The sequence below is a fragment of the Rhizobium sp. BK529 genome, from assembly GCF_014194105.1.
In the GTDB taxonomy this organism is placed as follows: Bacteria; Pseudomonadota; Alphaproteobacteria; order Rhizobiales; family Rhizobiaceae; genus Rhizobium.
Genome location: NZ_JACIAU010000005.1, coordinates 296,380 through 311,077 on the forward strand (window position 1 = coordinate 296,380; position 14,698 = coordinate 311,077).

The window sequence follows — 14,698 nt, forward strand, 5'->3', positions numbered from 1 at the left end:
CGTCTTCAAATGCGTTCAAGCAGTGACAGCGCCGTCTGTGACGGCGTCACGCCCAGTCCCGGTCCGGAAGGCAGGTAATACCGGCCCTCCCGGCAATCCATGTCGCCATCCAGCAGGCGGCGGTTCGGCTCGAAAATCGAGTGCTGGAATTCGTGCCCCTTCAGCGTTGGCAGGGTAGAAGATGCCTGCAGGCTGGCTGCCAGGAAGATCCCAGCCCCGACAGTCGCATGCGGGATGACATCGATGCCGTGCTCCTGCGCCAGAGTGCCGATGCGGGTGAAGTTGGTAATGCCCTTGTGGCCCATTTCCGGCTGAACGATTGAAATGCGGCAGCGCTCGACGCGGGCGCGCATATCCCAATGGGTCCGCCATTCCTCGCCGACCGCAATCGGAATGTCGGTTCCTTTTGACACTCTCTCGAGGCCGGCAATGTCTTCCGTCCAGACGGGCGCTTCGGCAAACCATGGCTCGTAGGGGGCCATTTCGGAAATCAGTTCCAGGGCGCGTTCCGGCGTCTGGTTCCAGTGCATGTCGGCGGCGATCTTCGCGTCCGGCCCCAGAACCCGGCGCAGATTGGCGATTTCGGCGGCCGGGCCGTCATCAGCAACCGGGGTGGCGAACTTGAAGGCATTGAAACCGCGGTCCTGCCAGTATTTCGCCAGCTCGCCACGCGCCTGCAGCGTCTTTTCCGGCAGGCCCGAGACATAGGCCGCAAAGCTCTCGACCCCGCCGCCCAGCAGTTCGCGCACCGACCTGCCGGCTTCGCGGCCGGCGATATCCCACAGGGCAATGTCCAGCGCCGCTAGCGCGTCGACATAGAATCCGCCCGTATAGCCGCGCACCCGCATCATATCGTAGAGATCGTCATAGATCGCCGAGGGGTCGGAAGCGTCGCGTCCCACCACGAAGCCGGCCAAGAGATCATTGATCAGAGCCGCAACGGCGCCGGGTGCGACAATGCCGTAGGTCTCTCCCCAGCCGACCGTGCCGGACTGCGTGGTCATCCGGACAAGAACGCTGCGGTCGAAGGTCGGATAGACGGTGCGGTTGCCCTTGCGGACGATGTAGCCGTTCGGGTTCACCACCTCGCCCGGCCGCAAGGCGCCAAGATAGGGGACCCTGCGCGGCTGGGTCAGCGTAAATACCTCGATGGAAGCAATCGGGCTGTTCATGCGGCCTCCGAAGCGACGAAGCCAAGTTCCACCAGGTTGGCGTCGATATCCGAAAGGGCCGCAGCGTCCAGTTCCGGCGTCGGAGCGCGCACGCCCACGCCGTCAATGATGCCACGTCGCAGCAGCACGTATTTGGTAAGCCGCATGCGGTAGACCGCCTGGAGGACCAGCAGCGGCAACGTGCGGACATAGATCCTGCGGGCCTCCGCATGTTGGCCGGCGCAAAGGGCGCGGTCGATGGCGACATGCTCGTCGACGATTTCCAACGCCGGCATCGCCGCAATCGCGCCCCGCGCATATTCGTCGAGAATATATCGGGCGCCGCCGCCGCCGATTACGCCTTTCAGCGTCGCGGGCGCATGCCCGACGATATGGCTGATTGCCGGGCCAGCCGGGAGGGTTTCTTCCTTCACGTAGGCGACGCGCGGCAGAGCTTTGACGATTTCGACAATCGCCTGTGGCGACAGGTCCGAGCCGCGAGGCGCCGGCGCGTTCTGCAGGATGATTTCGATATCGGGCAGGGCGTCGAGCACGTGTCCGAGAAAATCGATCAGTGCCGGCGCATCGACGCCGACGGATTTCGGCGGCTGCACCATCAGATGCCGGACGCCGAGCCGGGCGGCGACTTGTCCATGCTGAACGACATCCCGCCATTCGGCGGCGCTGGCGCCGGCCACGACTGGCACGCGGCTAGCGGCGGTCTTGACGACGATCTCGAGCAGCATGGCCCGTTCGTCGGCGGTAAGATTTTCGACCTCGCTGGCAAAGCCTGGAAACACCACGCCGTCCGCTCCGTTATCCAGTGCAAACCGCACAAGTCTTTCCATGGCCGGCGCATCGACGCTGCCGTCCGCGGCAAAGGGCGTGGGCAGAACAGGCAGGATGCCCTTCAATCCGGTCGCCATGCTTGGTCCTCCAAAGTATCATATTGTGGTACTATATATTCATCTATTGACACTACATGGCTTGAGCGCCTATGGCAAGCCCCAGCGAAACACCGAAGGGGAACCGCCGCATGGAGGCATCAGCCGCATCCGTCATCGTCGACTGGGGCACCACATCGTTCAGAGGCACGCTGGTCAGCGCCGATGCCGGCGTGCTGGATCACTTGGAGACTGGGCAGGGCATTTCCACCCTTTCCAAGGGTGAACACGAAGCTGTGCTCATGGGCGCGCTCGGCCCCTGGTTCGAAAGGCACGGCGCATTGCCGGTGGTTGCTCTGGGCATGATCACCAGCCGCAACGGCTGGATCGAAGTTCCCTACGTTCCATGTCCGGCCGGCGCCGCGGAGCTGGGGGCAGGAACCACCCGCCTGAAACTGCCCAACGGTTCGGACCTGATCTTATTTGCAGGCCTGACGGATCCCGCGCGAACGCCGTTTCCCGACGTGATGCGCGGAGAAGAGACGCAGATCGTCGGCTTTGGGCTGGACCGGGACATGGCGATCATCCTGCCCGGCACGCACAGCAAGTGGGCGCGCGTAGCCGACGGCCGTATTGCCGGTTTCCAGACATTCGTCACCGGAGAAGTCTTTGCTCTGCTGATGAAGCATTCCTTCATTGCACGCGGCGCGAGCAAACCGCCGGTCGATGATCCGGAAGCGTTTCGCTGGGGACTCGCGGAGGCCCGGAAAACCGGTGCCATGCTGTCGCTGCTGTTCTCGGCCAGAACCGGCGGGCTGGCCCAGAAGCTGTCAGCCGAACAGTTGCGCTCCTATGTGTCGGGCATGGTTATCGGCCAGGAATTCCGTCAGGCGCGAGAAGCGGGCTGGTATGTGGACGGCGATCAGGTGGCGATCGTGGGCAATGACGGGCTGAACGCCCTTTACGGCATCGCCGCCGATGCGTTCGGCCTCAAGGTCCTCGAGGGCAGGGGCGAGGAAGCCATAAACGGCGCCCTGGCGATCCTCCGCGCGGCACTCGGGTGGGCCGCCGTGCATCTCGATAGCGTCTAAGCCCGCAGACACTCGATGTCGGGACATGTCATCGAAGCGGAAACTGCCTCCGTGCGGTTCATCCGCTTTGATTATTTGAGAGTTACAGCTAACGAGATCGCATGCGCGGATGTAAACCCCAGTTGAGGGCTCGATCCCCATCAACTGCAAATCATGCCTAGCTTGGCCGCCGCCTAAAATTCTGCGCAACTAGTGGACGTACCTTTTCAGAAGGCGTATGCGCCGCTTCATCTTGCGAGCCTTCTGGAGCCGAACCTCCAGAAGGGGAGGGCGAAAATCTTTGCAGCCGTTTCAAACCATGCATCCTCTATCGACAGCTTCGAAGGATCACGCGGTTTTGCCTATCGCGCATCCAAAGCCGCATTGAACCAGATGTGGCGCAACCTTTCGGTCGAATGGAAGTCGTGGGGCTGCATCTGTCTCCTTCTGGAACCGGGAAACCTCGAACCCCTAGGTAAGCATGAAGATGGCGGCGTTTCAGCGCAAAGCGTTGCAGCATCATTTCGATCCATCATCGCTTCTGCAACTTCGAAGCAAAGCGGCAATCACTGGGCGTGCGACCGATCTCTCGTACCTTGGTAGCACTTCCATCTGCATTGTTAGTGAGCAATTCAAGGTCACCTATGGTGATCGTCTTCAGCTCGGTCGACCGCACCCATGAGCTTCGGGATGGAGGGTGAGGACGTCAGGGAGTCATTCATGAACCCGCGCACATTGGCTCGGCGTCGAGCTAGATTTGCTCTGTCTAAGGAGCTCTGCATCTTGCAATTCCAGGTCATACGGACTAAATGTGGTCACGTAACCACGAATGTTGGAGGCTTGTCATGACCGTTACCACGCTTTCAGGCCGAGAACTCAATCAGGATCTTGGCCGCGCAAAGCGCGCCACCAGGGATGGACCGGTCATCATTACCGACAGGGGCCGACCTGCGCATGTTCTCCTGTCGTTCGATGAGTACAAGCGGCTTACCGGTAAAATGCGGACACTCGGTGACATGCTGGCCGCGCCCGGAGCGGATGATATTGACTTGCCGCTCCCGCAGCGCACGGAACTTGCCCGGCCAGTCGACCTGTCCTGATGCTGTTGCTCGATACCAATGTCGTGTCCGAACTTCGCAAGGTGGCGAGCGGCAAGGCTGATCCTAATGTCGTCGTCTGGAACGAAACCGTCGATCCGGCCGAGACTTTCATTTCATCCGTAGTCCTGCACGAGTTGGAGATCGGCGTTCAGCTGGTGGAGCGTAATGATGCAGTCGCCGGGAAGGTGCTGCGTAACTGGCTGGAAAATACGGTCCTCACGGCATTTTCGGGCCGCATCCTGCCTCTGGACGAGGCGGCCGCCGTTCAGGCGGCCCAATGGCATGTGCCCAATCCCAAACCAATCAATGACGCCTATATTGCCGCGACAGCCTTCACTCGGCGTATGACGCTTGTCACGCGCAACGTCAAAGATTTTGAAAGCATGGGAGTGGCGCTCGTGAATCCGTGGGATTTCCCGATATCACATTCTTGAGAATCCACAGAGATCGTTTGATGCGATTACACGCAGCACCCAGATGCCGACCGATCCAAGATCGCGGAGATGTCGACGGTAGATTTCCGCAGACTGTTGATCTGCGATCGGAATGGTGATCGTGCCTGCGGGAATGCGATCCATAAATAGGCGTCACGCCCAGAAATTGGATTTTCAAGCACTTAACCCCATCTGAGTAGTGGCGCCGCTGGTTCGATTCCTGTCAACTGCTGCAAGCGAGGCGTCGAATGACAATCGCGTCGATCCCGCAAGGCGACCGCGCACTCAGCACGATACTCTGCTAACGGCGTTAGCCTCGCCGCCCTGGGCGCAGATTCGTAGGTGGCTCTTCTCCTTCTGCAGGTTCTGCGAGAAGCTCGCATACTCTACATTCGAGAACGCCCGCGATCTTTCCAAGAGAATCAATACCTAGGTTGATTTGCTTGCGTTCGATCTGAGAGATTGAGACGCGCTCTAGATTGGCTTCAAGAGCATGACGCTCCTGCGAGAGGCCGCGAGCGACCCTCAACTTCCGGACATTCCAAGCTAGCAGATCACGTGGCTTCATGCGCACACACGACCATTGCGTGTGGAATTAAATAATTGGCTATTCTATACGGAAATCGCTTATCGCGATCTCGTTACCCGATCCGGTGAGGAACTGTTCTGAATGGAACTACGCCAGCTGTCCTACTTCGTTGCGGTGGCAGAGGAGCTGCATTTCGGTCGTGCGGCGGCCAAGGTGCATATCGCCCAGCCGGCTTTGTCGAACCAGGTGATGGCGCTGGAGAAGGAACTCGGCGTGCAGCTGTTCATCCGCTCGACCAGGCGGGTGGAACTGACGAGGGCAGGGGCGGCGTTCTATGAGCGCTCGGTGCGGATCCTGAGTGAAGTGGATCTGTCGAGGGAGATCGCGAGGTCGGTTGGGGGTAAGACGGCGCGCCGGATTGCCATTGGTACCGTCTATCCCGCCACCATCGGCGTGCTGCCGTCCTTCCTGTCGCGCATTGGCCGCAAATATCCCGATATCCGCATGCATATCGAAAGCGGCACCACCGATGACATCATCCGCCATATCGAGGCAGGCCGCATCAATCTCGGCTTCATCCGACCGGTGGAGAATATCGGTTCGTTGCGCTTCTTCTCGATCGCCCATGAGCGCTACCTGCTGGCGGTGGCCAAAGAGAGCCCGCTGTCATTGAAGAGCGAGATCGATCTTCAGGATCTGCGTTCCGAGAACATCATCTCGGTCTCCCGCCAGAACCTCTCCTACAGCGAGCGCTATTTCGCCGAAAAGTTCGAGGAGCACGATCTGACCGACAATGTCGCTTATACCTGTGACGACACCTTCTCGCTGGTGTCGCTGGTCTCGGCCGGTCTTGGCATCGGCTTCGTGCCGGAATGGACGCAGGATCTGCCGAACCGCGGCTTTGAGCTGAAGAAAGTGAGGGGGATCGATTTCAAGATCGGGCTCGGTGTCGCCTGGAACCGGGAGGATCCGACTGCCGGCCGCGACGACATCATCGATGTCGCACGGTCATTGGCGCGGCTGGGCAGGTGAGGGTCTTCTTTGCGCGGACTGTTGGTTGACGGAGCATCGTCCGTGCAATCTGATCCCGCCGATGCGCGCTATTCACCGACTTGCGCGATCATGTGCATGGTCGGCACAGCAAGTGACAAGGCTAGAGCGATCGATAGGCGACCACAGCCTCAATGCAACCGGCGTATTCGGTATTTTCTTCAAAGCGCGGTGTCTTGATCTGCGACCTGCGTCACGCGCATCTGTCTTACCTCTCGAATGGCTCCCCAAGCGACGCGACGCCGTTGAGTTTCAGCAGGCGGCGATCTGCCGAGATGATGCCGAGCACGACGATCGTTACCAGATAGGGGAGGCATGCCAGCAACTGCGAGGGTACGTCGAGGCCGGTTGCCTGGGCGGCGAGCCCCATCAGCGATACGGCACCGAAGAGACACGCGCCGAGGAAGATCCGGCCTGTCAGCCAGGTTCCGAAGACGACGAGCGCAATGGCGATCCAGCCGCGGCCCGCAATCATGCCATCCGCCCAGAGCGGCGTATAGATCGTCGACGCATAGGCGCCGGCAAAGCCCGCCATCATGCCGCCAAATGCCACGGCGGCGCAGCGGACGGCGATGACAGGGTAGCCGATCGCATGGGCTGCTTTCGGATTTTCGCCGACGGCGCGAATGACCAGTCCAACCTTCGCATAGGCGAAAGTCGCCCAGATCGCGACCGTCACCAGAAGCGAGAGCCAGACAACGATATCCTGTGTGAACAGGCCGCCGATGATAGGGGTGTCGGAAAGGACCGGAATGGTGATTTTCGGGAGCGCCTTGACCGTCAGGCTTTCATAGTTCTTGCCGAAAAGCGCGGAGAGGCCCTGGCCAAGAATGCCGATCGCAAGTCCGGTCGCGACCTGGTTCGCGTTGAAGCCGAGGATGATGCCGGCAAAGATCAGCGACAGCAAAATGCCGCCGAGCCCGGCCGCGACAAATGCGAGGACGTGGCCGCCGCCGTTATAGACGATGATGAAGGCGATGACGGCGCCGAATGCCATCAAGCCCTCGACACCGAGATTGAGAACGCCGGCGCGCTCGACCACCAATTCGCCGAGGGCTGCCAGCAGGAAGGGTGTCGCAGCCGCCAGCATGCCGGCCAGGATGAACTCGATCGCATTCATGATGAGCTCCGGATGGCGGCGGGGCGCCACGCAAGGCGATAGCGTACGAAGGCGACGGCAATCAGATAGACAAGCAGGAGGCTGCCCTGAAAGACGCGGACGGCGGCGACCGGCAGGTTGGCTGAGACCATGGCGTTGTCGCCGCCGATATACAGTGCGGCCATGACGACCGAGGATATGACGATACCAACAGGGTGCAGGCCGCCGAGATAGGCGACGATGATCGCCGCATAGCCGTAGCCGGTCGAGATCGAGCGCTGCAACTGGCCGAGCGGGCCGGCGACTTCGGCTGAACCCGCAAGTCCGGCGGCAGCACCGCCGATCAAGAGCGACAGCCAGATCGCCCAGCCCTCCTTGAAACCGGCGTAACTCGCGGCACGCGGCGCAAGTCCGCCGACCTGCAATTTATAGCCGATGAAGCTTTTCTGCATGAAGATCCAGGCGGCGATCGACAGGGCAACGGCAAGGATCAGCGAGACATTGACGCGCGTTCCCTCGATCAGGATAGGCACCATGGCATCGTACTGGAACATGACCGACTGCGGGAAGTTGAAGCCATTCGGATCCTTCCAGGGGCCGAGCAGCAGATAATTGAGAAGCTGCGCCGCAACGAAACTCAGCATCAGCGAGACCAGGATTTCGTTGGCGTTGAGCCGAACGCGCCAGAAGGCAGTCAGCGATGCCCAGAACGCGCCGCCGATGGTGCCGAGCAGCAGCATTGCCGGCCAGATCCATTGGCCGGTGGCGTCAGGCCACCAGACCGGAATGGCAGAGGCAAAGATCGCTCCCAGGACGAATTGCCCTTCGGCACCGATGTTGAAGACCTTGGCGCGAAAGCCGATCGCCAGCCCCTGGGCGATAAGCAGGAGCGGCCCGGTCTTCAGGAGGACTTCGGAGAAAGATGCCCAGGAGAAGAAAGGCTCAATCAACATCGCGTAGACGACTGCGACCGGGTCGCGTCCCATGACGACATAAAGGCCGAGATTGAGGATGATCGTGACGACGAGCGCGATCGGCGGGGCGAGCAGCGTGGCGGCGAGTGAAGCGCGTTCCCGGCGGACAAGGGTTGGCAGGGCGGCAAACAGGGGTCTGCTCATGCGGTCGCTTTCGCGCGCTGTGATTGGGCGCCGATCATGTATCGACCGATATCCTCGGGTCTCGCGTCGCGCGTGACGAGCGGTGGGCTCAGCGTCCCATGATGCAGAACCTGGATGAAGTCGCTGAGTTCGAACAATTCCTCGAGCTCCTCGGAAATGACGAGGATCGCCATGCCTTCATTGCGCAGCGTGATCAGCCGCTTTCGGATTGCCGAGGCAGCGCCGATATCGACACCCCAGGTAGGCTGGGCGAGAAAGAGCAGTTTCGGCGCCAGCATGATTTCTCTGCCGACGATGAACTTCTGCAGATTACCGCCGGAGAGGGAGCCGGCTTCCGCCTCGGGGCCGCGCGTGCGCACGTCGTAGTCGCGAATGCATTCATTGGTAAAGGCGGTCGCCTGCACCTTGTCGAGCAGGCCCCCTTTGACGAGGCTGAGAGGATGGGCCGTCAGCAGGCTGTTGAGGGTGAGCGACATTTCGGGGACCGCGCCGCGGCCGAGCCGGTCTTCAGGCACGAAGGCAAAGCCAAGCCGCCGGCGGCCTGCCGGGTCGAGCATGCCGACATCCCTGCCCATCATGAAGATCTGGTCGCGCTGCTCGCGCGGCAGGATCGCCTCGCCGGAGATCAGTGCGGCAAGCTCGCTTTGGCCGTTGCCGGAAATCCCGGCAATGCCGAGGATTTCGCCTGCACGCACCGTAAGGCTGACCCGGGATAGCGGCACGGCGAAAGGATCGTCTGGCCTATAATCGAGGCCGATCAGTTCCAGCCGCTTCTCGCCTTCGGCAAGCGGCAGCGCCGGCATTGGTTCCGGCATGTCGCGGCCGATCATCATGCGGGCGAGATCATGGGCGTCGTGCTCGCGCGGATCGACATGCCCCGTCACCCGTCCGCCGCGCAGGATCGTCGCGCGGTCGCAGAGCGACTGGATCTCTTCCAGCTTGTGGGAAATGAAAAGGATGGAAACGCCGCCGTCGCGCAGCCGGCGCAGGGTCTCGAACAGCTTTTCCACGGCCTGCGGCGGCAGGACCGATGTCGGCTCGTCGAGGATCAGCAGTTTCGGATCGGTCATCAGGCAGCGGATGATTTCCACCCGTTGCCGCTCGCCAACGGAAAGCGAATGTACATGGGCGAACGGATCGACCTCGAGGCCGAACTCCTGCCCGAGCTTGCGGATGCGCTCCGCAAGTTCGCCTTTCTTGCCGGTGACGATCAGGCGGATATTCTCGACGACCGTCAGGCTTTCGAACAATGAGAAATGCTGAAAGACCATGCCGATGCCGGCGCGCCTTGCCTCCGCGGGAGAGGCAAGGCTGAGGTTCTGCCCGTTCCAGGCAACGGTTCCGCTGTCCGGCTGCTCGACGCCATAGATCAGCTTCATCAAGGTCGATTTGCCGGCCCCGTTTTCACCGAGGATGGCGTGGATCGAGCGGGGAGCGATGTCGAGGTCGATCTGCTGGTTGGCATGGACCTGGCCGTAGCTCTTGGAAATGCCGCGGAGCGACAGGAGCGGGCTTTCCATGGCTTACTTCGGCAGCGGCGTCTTGACACCCTTGACGTGCCAGTCCATCGCGACGATCTGGGCGTCCGTCAGCGTCACTCCGGAAGCGACGCCTTCACTGCCATCGGCCTTGGTGATCGGACCCGTAAATGGCGAGAAGCCGCCGGCGGCGATTTTGGCCTCGATTTCCTTGATCTTGGTCATCGTATCGGTCGGGATTGCCGGGTTCCAGTCGACGACCTCGACAACCTTGTCGGCTACGCCGAGGAAGGTGTTGGCGCCCTTGAAGGTGCCGGCAAGATGCGCGTCGACCGACGCCTTGAAGAAGGGCGACCAGTCGGTGGAGACGCAGCCGAGATAGGTCTTCTCGGCATATTTCTTCATCGAGGAATTCAGGTTGAAGGCATAGATGCCGGCTTCCTCGCAGGCGGAAATGACCGAAGGCGTATCCTGCGCATTCGAGAAGATCACGTCGCAGCCCTGCGAGATCAGCGCCTTGGCGGCTTCCTGTTCCTTGGCCGGATCGAACCAGGAATTGACCCAGACGACCGAGACTTCGATGTCGGGCTTGACGGCCTGGGCGCCGAGCGTGAAGGCATTGATGGAGGTGATCAGTTCGGGAATGGCAAAGGCCGAAACCGAGCCGAGCTTGCCGGTCTTGGAGACGGCGGCGGCCGCCATGCCGAGGAGGTAGGTCCCCTGGAAATATTTGGCGGCGAAAGGCGAGAAGTTCGGCGCAACCTGGAAACCCGAAGCATGCAGGACGGTGGCCTTGGGATTGCGGCGGGCGATCTGCAGCGCGCCATTCTGATAGCCGAAGGAGCCGGCGATCAGGAAATGGTTTCCGTCGGCGACCGTCTTGTTCATGATGCGGTCGGCATCCGGGCCTTCGGCGATGTTCTCGATGATCGTGACCTTCACCTTGTCGCCATAGGCCGCCTTGATCGGATCGATGCCGGCTGCGAGCGCATGGCCCCAGCCGACATCACCGATCGGCGAGGGCACGACGAGGGCGATGCCGAGCGGTTCGTCGGCAGCAAGTGCGGACCGGCCGGCAAGGGCGGTGGCGAGGCCGGCAGCGACCGCGCTCTTCATCAGCGTTCTTCGCGTCAGATTGTTGGACATGTCAGTTCCCCTCTTTTGGTTTTCAGAATTCGATGGCCGCGAGCGCGGCTTCGGCGTCCGCGAAAAGCTTGGATTCGTCGAGGCCGGCAAATTCACCGGCCTGCCAGACGACGCGCCCATTGATCATCGTGAGGTCGGTCGGCATGCCGATCCCGACCTTGGCGATCAGGCTCAGCGGGTCATGTCGCGTGCCGACATAGTCCATCCGCCGTGTGTCGATCGCGAAAAGGTCCGCTGCCATGCCGGGCGCTAGACGGCCGATATCGTCGCGGCCGAGCAGGCTTGCGCCGCCCGCGGTTGAGTAGCCAAGGAAATCGACCGGCGGCGGAACAGGGTGTGCGCGTGTTGATGCCGACAGGCATTGCAGCATATAGGCGGAGTGGATGCAGTGCATGAGGTTCGAATTGTCGTTTGAGGCAGCGCCGTCGCAACCAAGCCCGACGCGTAGGTCGAAGGCCGACATGGCCGGAATATCCGTCACCTCTGCGCCGACAAGATAGACCGGCTCCGGGCAATGGGAGACGCCGGTTCCGCTTGCCGCCATCTTGCGGAGTTCGTCATGCGTCAGTTCCCAGCAGTGAGCATAGAAGGTGTCGGGACCTGCAAAACCGAGTTCCGTGCAGTAATCGACCGTGCGCATCCCATGCCGCGCCTCGATGACCGGGCTTTCTCCTTCACCGACATGAGTGTGCAAAAACACGCCGCGGTCACGGGCAAGTGCAACAGATTCAACGAAGGTCTCGCGGTAGCAGTTGACCGGCTGGCAGGGCGCAACGACCACCTGCCGCATACTGAAGGGGCTACCGTCATGGTAGCTGTCGATCAGCCGGGCGCAATCGGCTATGAATTCATCCGTGGTTTCCAGCATGGCGTCCGGGATCGTCGATCCCTCGGATTTCGGCAGCGTATTGCCGCCGCGGCCTGCATGGAAACGCATCCCGAGAAGCTCGGCCGCCTCGAACTGCCGGTCGATCAGGCGCTTTCCGGCGTGCCGCGGAAAGCAATATTGGTGGTCGAAAGCCGTCGTGCAGCCATGCTTGATCATCTCGGCCATGGCCGTGACGGAGGAATGGTAGAAGCAATCCTCGGTCAGCCGCGAGAAGATCGGGTAGATCCGGTCGAGCCACTCGATGACCGAGAGCTTCGTCCAGTCGAGGTCGGCGCGGTTGCGCACGAAGCACTGGAAGAAATGGTGATGCGTGTTGACGAGGCCGGGGTAAACGAACCAGCCGGTGGCATCCTGCACGATTGTGCCGGCGGGCAGTGGTTCGGCCGCCAGGTTCGCTCCGATCGCCTGGATCGCCGGACCATCCGTAAGCAGGTCGACGTTCCGGCGTACGGCCGGGCCGTTGCCCTCGTCGACGATGACGGCCGCGCAGTTCTTGAGGAGGTAGCCAACCATGTCAGCTCTCTTCCTTGGCAGGATGCGGATCTGGCTTCAGCTCGTGCAGGCGGTGAATGCCGGGCATTTCGATGAAGCCGTCGATGCTGCGGACGGCACGCAGCCAAAGCCGGATCGTTGGGTATGGATCGAGCGAGATGCCGCCATCGGGCGCGAGCGCAACATAGGGGAAGCAGGCGATATCGGCGATCGTGGCGCGGTTCGACGCGAGGAACCGCATGCCGCGGAGCTGCTGTTCGAAGAGGCCGGCTTCAAGTTCGCGCAGCGCGGCGACGCCCTGCCTCTGCAGGACGTTAATATCGCCAGGGCGCAGAAGCATTTCATGCAGCCGCGCGCCGCCGAGATTGGCCGTCAGCCGGTGCGAGAAGGAAAGCCACTGCTGCACCCGCGCCGTCTCTTCAGGCGTGCTTGTACCCAACCATTCCGGGGCGTTTCCGGCGGCGAGATAGGCGAGCATTGCGGAGGATTCCGTCAGAACGAGATCGCCGTCCTCGAGGATCGGTATAGAACCCGCCGGATTGAGCGCCAGGAGTTCGGGTCCGCGATGTTCGGCGCCCGGATGAAAATCGACCGGCCGGATATCCAGCTTGATGCCGAGGATCGCTGCCATCAGGCGAATCTTATAGCAGCTCGGCGAGAGAATGTAGTCGTAGAGCTTCATTGCACGACCAATTGTGCGCCGTAGGTATAATTGTGGCGCTTGAGCCAGCGCCTGTAGGCGATCGAGGTCAGGTCGGCGCGGGTCGGGATTTCCATGCCGGGATCGAGCGGCAGCAGCGCCGGGATCTGGTTTTCAAGGATTGAGCGATCCTGCAGGAAGATCATCTGCTGAAAATGGATGAGGTCTGTCATTGGTGTCACGTCATCAAAGAGGGCCATCCATGGCCATACGTCGCAAAGATCTTCTGCAAGCGGCTGCACGAAGAGAGTAATGACATCCCATTCGCCGGGCCGGGGAGGGCAGGTCTTATAGAGCACCGAGCAGGTCGGTGCCGGCACGCGGTACATATATTCGGTGGTAATGCCGCCGGTGGCCGATTTGGCCGCCTGCGGCTGATAGAATTTCACCTTCGTTGCCCAGACCTCGTCCGCGTCTTCGCGAATCTCGACCTTGTAGTTCTCGACTTCCGTGTGTGGCTCGGCACCGAGAATGTCGGTATGGACGAACGGGAAATGGGCGATGTCGAGGAAGTTCTCCACCGCGCGTAGCGGCGAGCAGCGCACCCGCACCACGCCGACATCGACAAAACGGCGGCCAGGCTGATCTGCCTCGGGAATGGCAAAAAGCTCCTTACCAGGATTGCCGAGCGACGACCAGACATGGCCGTAGCGGATGCGGACCGGAAGCTTGCGCCCATCGGCTGATGTCACCTGCGCATTGTCATCGGAAATGCGCGCGACTTCGATGGGCTCGCCCATCAGAGCGGTCTTTGTGCCGGTTTCGCCGAGGCGGGAAAAAAGGCCGACCGGATACCATTCGTCGATCATTGCGCCAGCCTTCGTCATGCCACCTCCTTCTGCCGCGCTTCCGCCTGCCGACGCAAGGATTCGGCGATGCGGGACGCGGTGATCCGGTCCGACAGGCTGCGATCCTTTTCGATCATGACGTGAACGAGGGTGCGCTCTGCTTGCTCGGTCGGTAGCAGCCGGACCCATGGACAGTCCGCAATTGAAATCAGTCCATTCATTCCAATTTTCGCACCGGCTGCAGCTTCGAGCGCCGGAATGCCGGCCTCGACAGTCAACGAACGCAACGGCAAGAGATCATCAAGCGATGGCTGTGATGCCAAGGGTTCTCCGACGGCAACCCAGATGACGCCACCCGACTCCTGGACCTTATGGCCTGCGACACGGATCGTTTCCGGCGGCACGAGATCGGGGTGGGCAGGGATGCGGATGCATCCTCCTGCCGGAGAATAGCTCCAGCCGTGATAGATGCAGGAGAGTGCCTCGCCGCGCACGAAGCCGTGAGACAATCGCATCCCGCGATGCGGACAGCGATCCGACGATGCCGATACGCGTCCCGACTGAGTGCGCCAGAGAGCGATCGATCCTGCTGGCGTCCAGGCCGGTATCACGGTTGCCGGTGGCAGATCAGCAGAAAGGGCGACTGGCGTCCAATAGCCGGCCGTATCAGATGGCATAACGTATAAGTCCTAATTTTCTTACGGCCTTTGTACCGCCGGGCCGTGCACGGTTGCCGAGCTTTCGGCTCAGCGGTCAGAGGCTTGCATAAA

At 61.3% G+C, this 14,698-nt stretch carries 15 protein-coding genes; 4 read left to right on the forward strand and 11 right to left on the reverse strand.

What is annotated here, in order from left to right:
- Positions 1 to 5: 5 nt before the first annotated feature.
- Both FHX08_RS26685 and FHX08_RS26690 read right to left on the reverse strand, forming a co-directional pair.
- The gene (locus FHX08_RS26685) at positions 6 to 1,172 is read right to left on the reverse strand and encodes a mandelate racemase/muconate lactonizing enzyme family protein (protein ID WP_132657365.1); all 1,167 of its coding nucleotides are present in this window, start codon (positions 1,170 to 1,172) and stop codon (positions 6 to 8) included.
- Positions 1,169 to 2,077 carry a dihydrodipicolinate synthase family protein gene (locus FHX08_RS26690; RefSeq protein ID WP_184327900.1) on the reverse strand — a complete coding sequence of 303 codons (909 nt, stop codon included), beginning with the start codon at positions 2,075 to 2,077 and terminating at the stop codon, positions 1,169 to 1,171. Before FHX08_RS26690 ends, FHX08_RS26685 begins: the two co-directional genes overlap by 4 nt.
- 110 nt (positions 2,078 to 2,187) lie before the next feature.
- Between FHX08_RS26690 and FHX08_RS26695 the strand changes: the two genes are divergently transcribed.
- The 3 genes from FHX08_RS26695 to FHX08_RS26705 all read left to right on the forward strand — a co-directional run bounded on the left by FHX08_RS26695 (position 2,188) and on the right by FHX08_RS26705 (position 4,639).
- Positions 2,188 to 3,126 (forward strand): 2-dehydro-3-deoxygalactonokinase, encoded by a 939-nt coding sequence (locus FHX08_RS26695; RefSeq protein WP_184327901.1) that lies wholly within the window; start codon positions 2,188 to 2,190, stop codon positions 3,124 to 3,126.
- A gap of 824 nt (positions 3,127 to 3,950) precedes the next feature.
- Entirely contained in the window at positions 3,951 to 4,205 is a 255-nt protein-coding gene (locus FHX08_RS26700) for a type II toxin-antitoxin system Phd/YefM family antitoxin (protein ID WP_132657359.1), read from the forward strand.
- Entirely contained in the window at positions 4,205 to 4,639 is a 435-nt protein-coding gene (locus FHX08_RS26705; RefSeq protein ID WP_184327902.1) for a type II toxin-antitoxin system VapC family toxin, read from the forward strand. Before FHX08_RS26700 ends, FHX08_RS26705 begins: the two co-directional genes overlap by 1 nt.
- 310 nt (positions 4,640 to 4,949) lie before the next feature.
- Here FHX08_RS26705 and FHX08_RS26710 read toward each other — a convergent pair whose 3' ends face one another.
- A complete protein-coding gene (locus tag FHX08_RS26710; RefSeq protein ID WP_184327903.1) occupies positions 4,950 to 5,207 on the reverse strand; it encodes a helix-turn-helix domain-containing protein in 258 nt (85 codons plus the stop codon).
- Positions 5,208 to 5,309: 102 nt separating this feature from the next.
- On the opposite strand from FHX08_RS26710, the gene FHX08_RS26715 reads away from it, so the two are divergent.
- The gene (locus tag FHX08_RS26715) at positions 5,310 to 6,200 is read left to right on the forward strand and encodes a LysR family transcriptional regulator (RefSeq protein ID WP_184327904.1); all 891 of its coding nucleotides are present in this window, start codon (positions 5,310 to 5,312) and stop codon (positions 6,198 to 6,200) included.
- 226 nt (positions 6,201 to 6,426) lie between these two features.
- Here the strand turns inward: FHX08_RS26715 and FHX08_RS26720 are convergent, their stop codons facing one another.
- The 8 genes from FHX08_RS26720 to FHX08_RS26755 are packed head-to-tail and all read right to left on the reverse strand — an operon-like array spanning position 6,427 to position 14,605.
- Positions 6,427 to 7,338 (reverse strand): ABC transporter permease, encoded by a 912-nt coding sequence (locus FHX08_RS26720; RefSeq protein ID WP_184327905.1) that lies wholly within the window; start codon positions 7,336 to 7,338, stop codon positions 6,427 to 6,429.
- The gene (locus FHX08_RS26725; RefSeq protein ID WP_184327906.1) at positions 7,335 to 8,435 is read right to left on the reverse strand and encodes an ABC transporter permease; all 1,101 of its coding nucleotides are present in this window, start codon (positions 8,433 to 8,435) and stop codon (positions 7,335 to 7,337) included. Before FHX08_RS26725 ends, FHX08_RS26720 begins: the two co-directional genes overlap by 4 nt.
- Positions 8,432 to 9,955: an ABC transporter ATP-binding protein gene (locus tag FHX08_RS26730; protein WP_184327907.1), complete on the reverse strand. Its 1,524-nt coding sequence runs from the start codon at positions 9,953 to 9,955 to the stop codon at positions 8,432 to 8,434. The genes FHX08_RS26725 and FHX08_RS26730 overlap by 4 nt, the downstream gene beginning before the upstream one ends.
- Positions 9,956 to 9,958: 3 nt before the next feature.
- Positions 9,959 to 11,059: a BMP family ABC transporter substrate-binding protein gene (locus tag FHX08_RS26735; protein WP_184327908.1), complete on the reverse strand. Its 1,101-nt coding sequence runs from the start codon at positions 11,057 to 11,059 to the stop codon at positions 9,959 to 9,961.
- 22 nt (positions 11,060 to 11,081) lie between these two features.
- On the reverse strand, positions 11,082 to 12,461 hold the full coding sequence (locus FHX08_RS26740) for an amidohydrolase (protein WP_184327909.1): 1,380 nt from the start codon (positions 12,459 to 12,461) through the stop codon (positions 11,082 to 11,084).
- Position 12,462: 1 nt separating this feature from the next.
- The gene (locus tag FHX08_RS26745) at positions 12,463 to 13,122 is read right to left on the reverse strand and encodes a glutathione S-transferase family protein (protein WP_184327910.1); all 660 of its coding nucleotides are present in this window, start codon (positions 13,120 to 13,122) and stop codon (positions 12,463 to 12,465) included.
- Complete coding sequence (locus FHX08_RS26750; RefSeq protein WP_184327911.1) at positions 13,119 to 13,967, reverse strand: aromatic ring-hydroxylating oxygenase subunit alpha; 849 nt, start codon at positions 13,965 to 13,967, stop codon at positions 13,119 to 13,121. The genes FHX08_RS26745 and FHX08_RS26750 overlap by 4 nt, the downstream gene beginning before the upstream one ends.
- Positions 13,964 to 14,605: a Rieske 2Fe-2S domain-containing protein gene (locus FHX08_RS26755; protein WP_184327912.1), complete on the reverse strand. Its 642-nt coding sequence runs from the start codon at positions 14,603 to 14,605 to the stop codon at positions 13,964 to 13,966. Before FHX08_RS26755 ends, FHX08_RS26750 begins: the two co-directional genes overlap by 4 nt.
- Positions 14,606 to 14,698: the final 93 nt, after the last annotated feature.

Excerpts from the sequence above, each read along its gene's own strand:
- FHX08_RS26750 (WP_184327911.1), bottom strand. The coding sequence starts at position 13,967 with ATGACGAAGGCTGGCGCAATGATCGACGAATGGTATCCGGTCGGCCTT.
- FHX08_RS26720 (WP_184327905.1), bottom strand. The coding sequence starts at position 7,338 with ATGAATGCGATCGAGTTCATCCTGGCCGGCATGCTGGCGGCTGCGACA.
- FHX08_RS26735 (WP_184327908.1), bottom strand. The coding sequence starts at position 11,059 with ATGTCCAACAATCTGACGCGAAGAACGCTGATGAAGAGCGCGGTCGCT.
- FHX08_RS26725 (WP_184327906.1), bottom strand. The coding sequence starts at position 8,435 with ATGAGCAGACCCCTGTTTGCCGCCCTGCCAACCCTTGTCCGCCGGGAA.
- FHX08_RS26685 (WP_132657365.1), bottom strand. The coding sequence starts at position 1,172 with ATGAACAGCCCGATTGCTTCCATCGAGGTATTTACGCTGACCCAGCCG.
- FHX08_RS26710 (WP_184327903.1), bottom strand. The coding sequence starts at position 5,207 with ATGAAGCCACGTGATCTGCTAGCTTGGAATGTCCGGAAGTTGAGGGTC.
- FHX08_RS26705 (WP_184327902.1), top strand. The coding sequence starts at position 4,205 with ATGCTGTTGCTCGATACCAATGTCGTGTCCGAACTTCGCAAGGTGGCG.
- FHX08_RS26715 (WP_184327904.1), top strand. The coding sequence starts at position 5,310 with ATGGAACTACGCCAGCTGTCCTACTTCGTTGCGGTGGCAGAGGAGCTG.
- FHX08_RS26745 (WP_184327910.1), bottom strand. The coding sequence starts at position 13,122 with ATGAAGCTCTACGACTACATTCTCTCGCCGAGCTGCTATAAGATTCGC.
- FHX08_RS26730 (WP_184327907.1), bottom strand. The coding sequence starts at position 9,955 with ATGGAAAGCCCGCTCCTGTCGCTCCGCGGCATTTCCAAGAGCTACGGC.
- FHX08_RS26755 (WP_184327912.1), bottom strand. The coding sequence starts at position 14,605 with ATGCCATCTGATACGGCCGGCTATTGGACGCCAGTCGCCCTTTCTGCT.
- FHX08_RS26695 (WP_184327901.1), top strand. The coding sequence starts at position 2,188 with ATGGAGGCATCAGCCGCATCCGTCATCGTCGACTGGGGCACCACATCG.
- FHX08_RS26740 (WP_184327909.1), bottom strand. The coding sequence starts at position 12,461 with ATGGTTGGCTACCTCCTCAAGAACTGCGCGGCCGTCATCGTCGACGAG.
- FHX08_RS26690 (WP_184327900.1), bottom strand. The coding sequence starts at position 2,077 with ATGGCGACCGGATTGAAGGGCATCCTGCCTGTTCTGCCCACGCCCTTT.
- FHX08_RS26700 (WP_132657359.1), top strand. The coding sequence starts at position 3,951 with ATGACCGTTACCACGCTTTCAGGCCGAGAACTCAATCAGGATCTTGGC.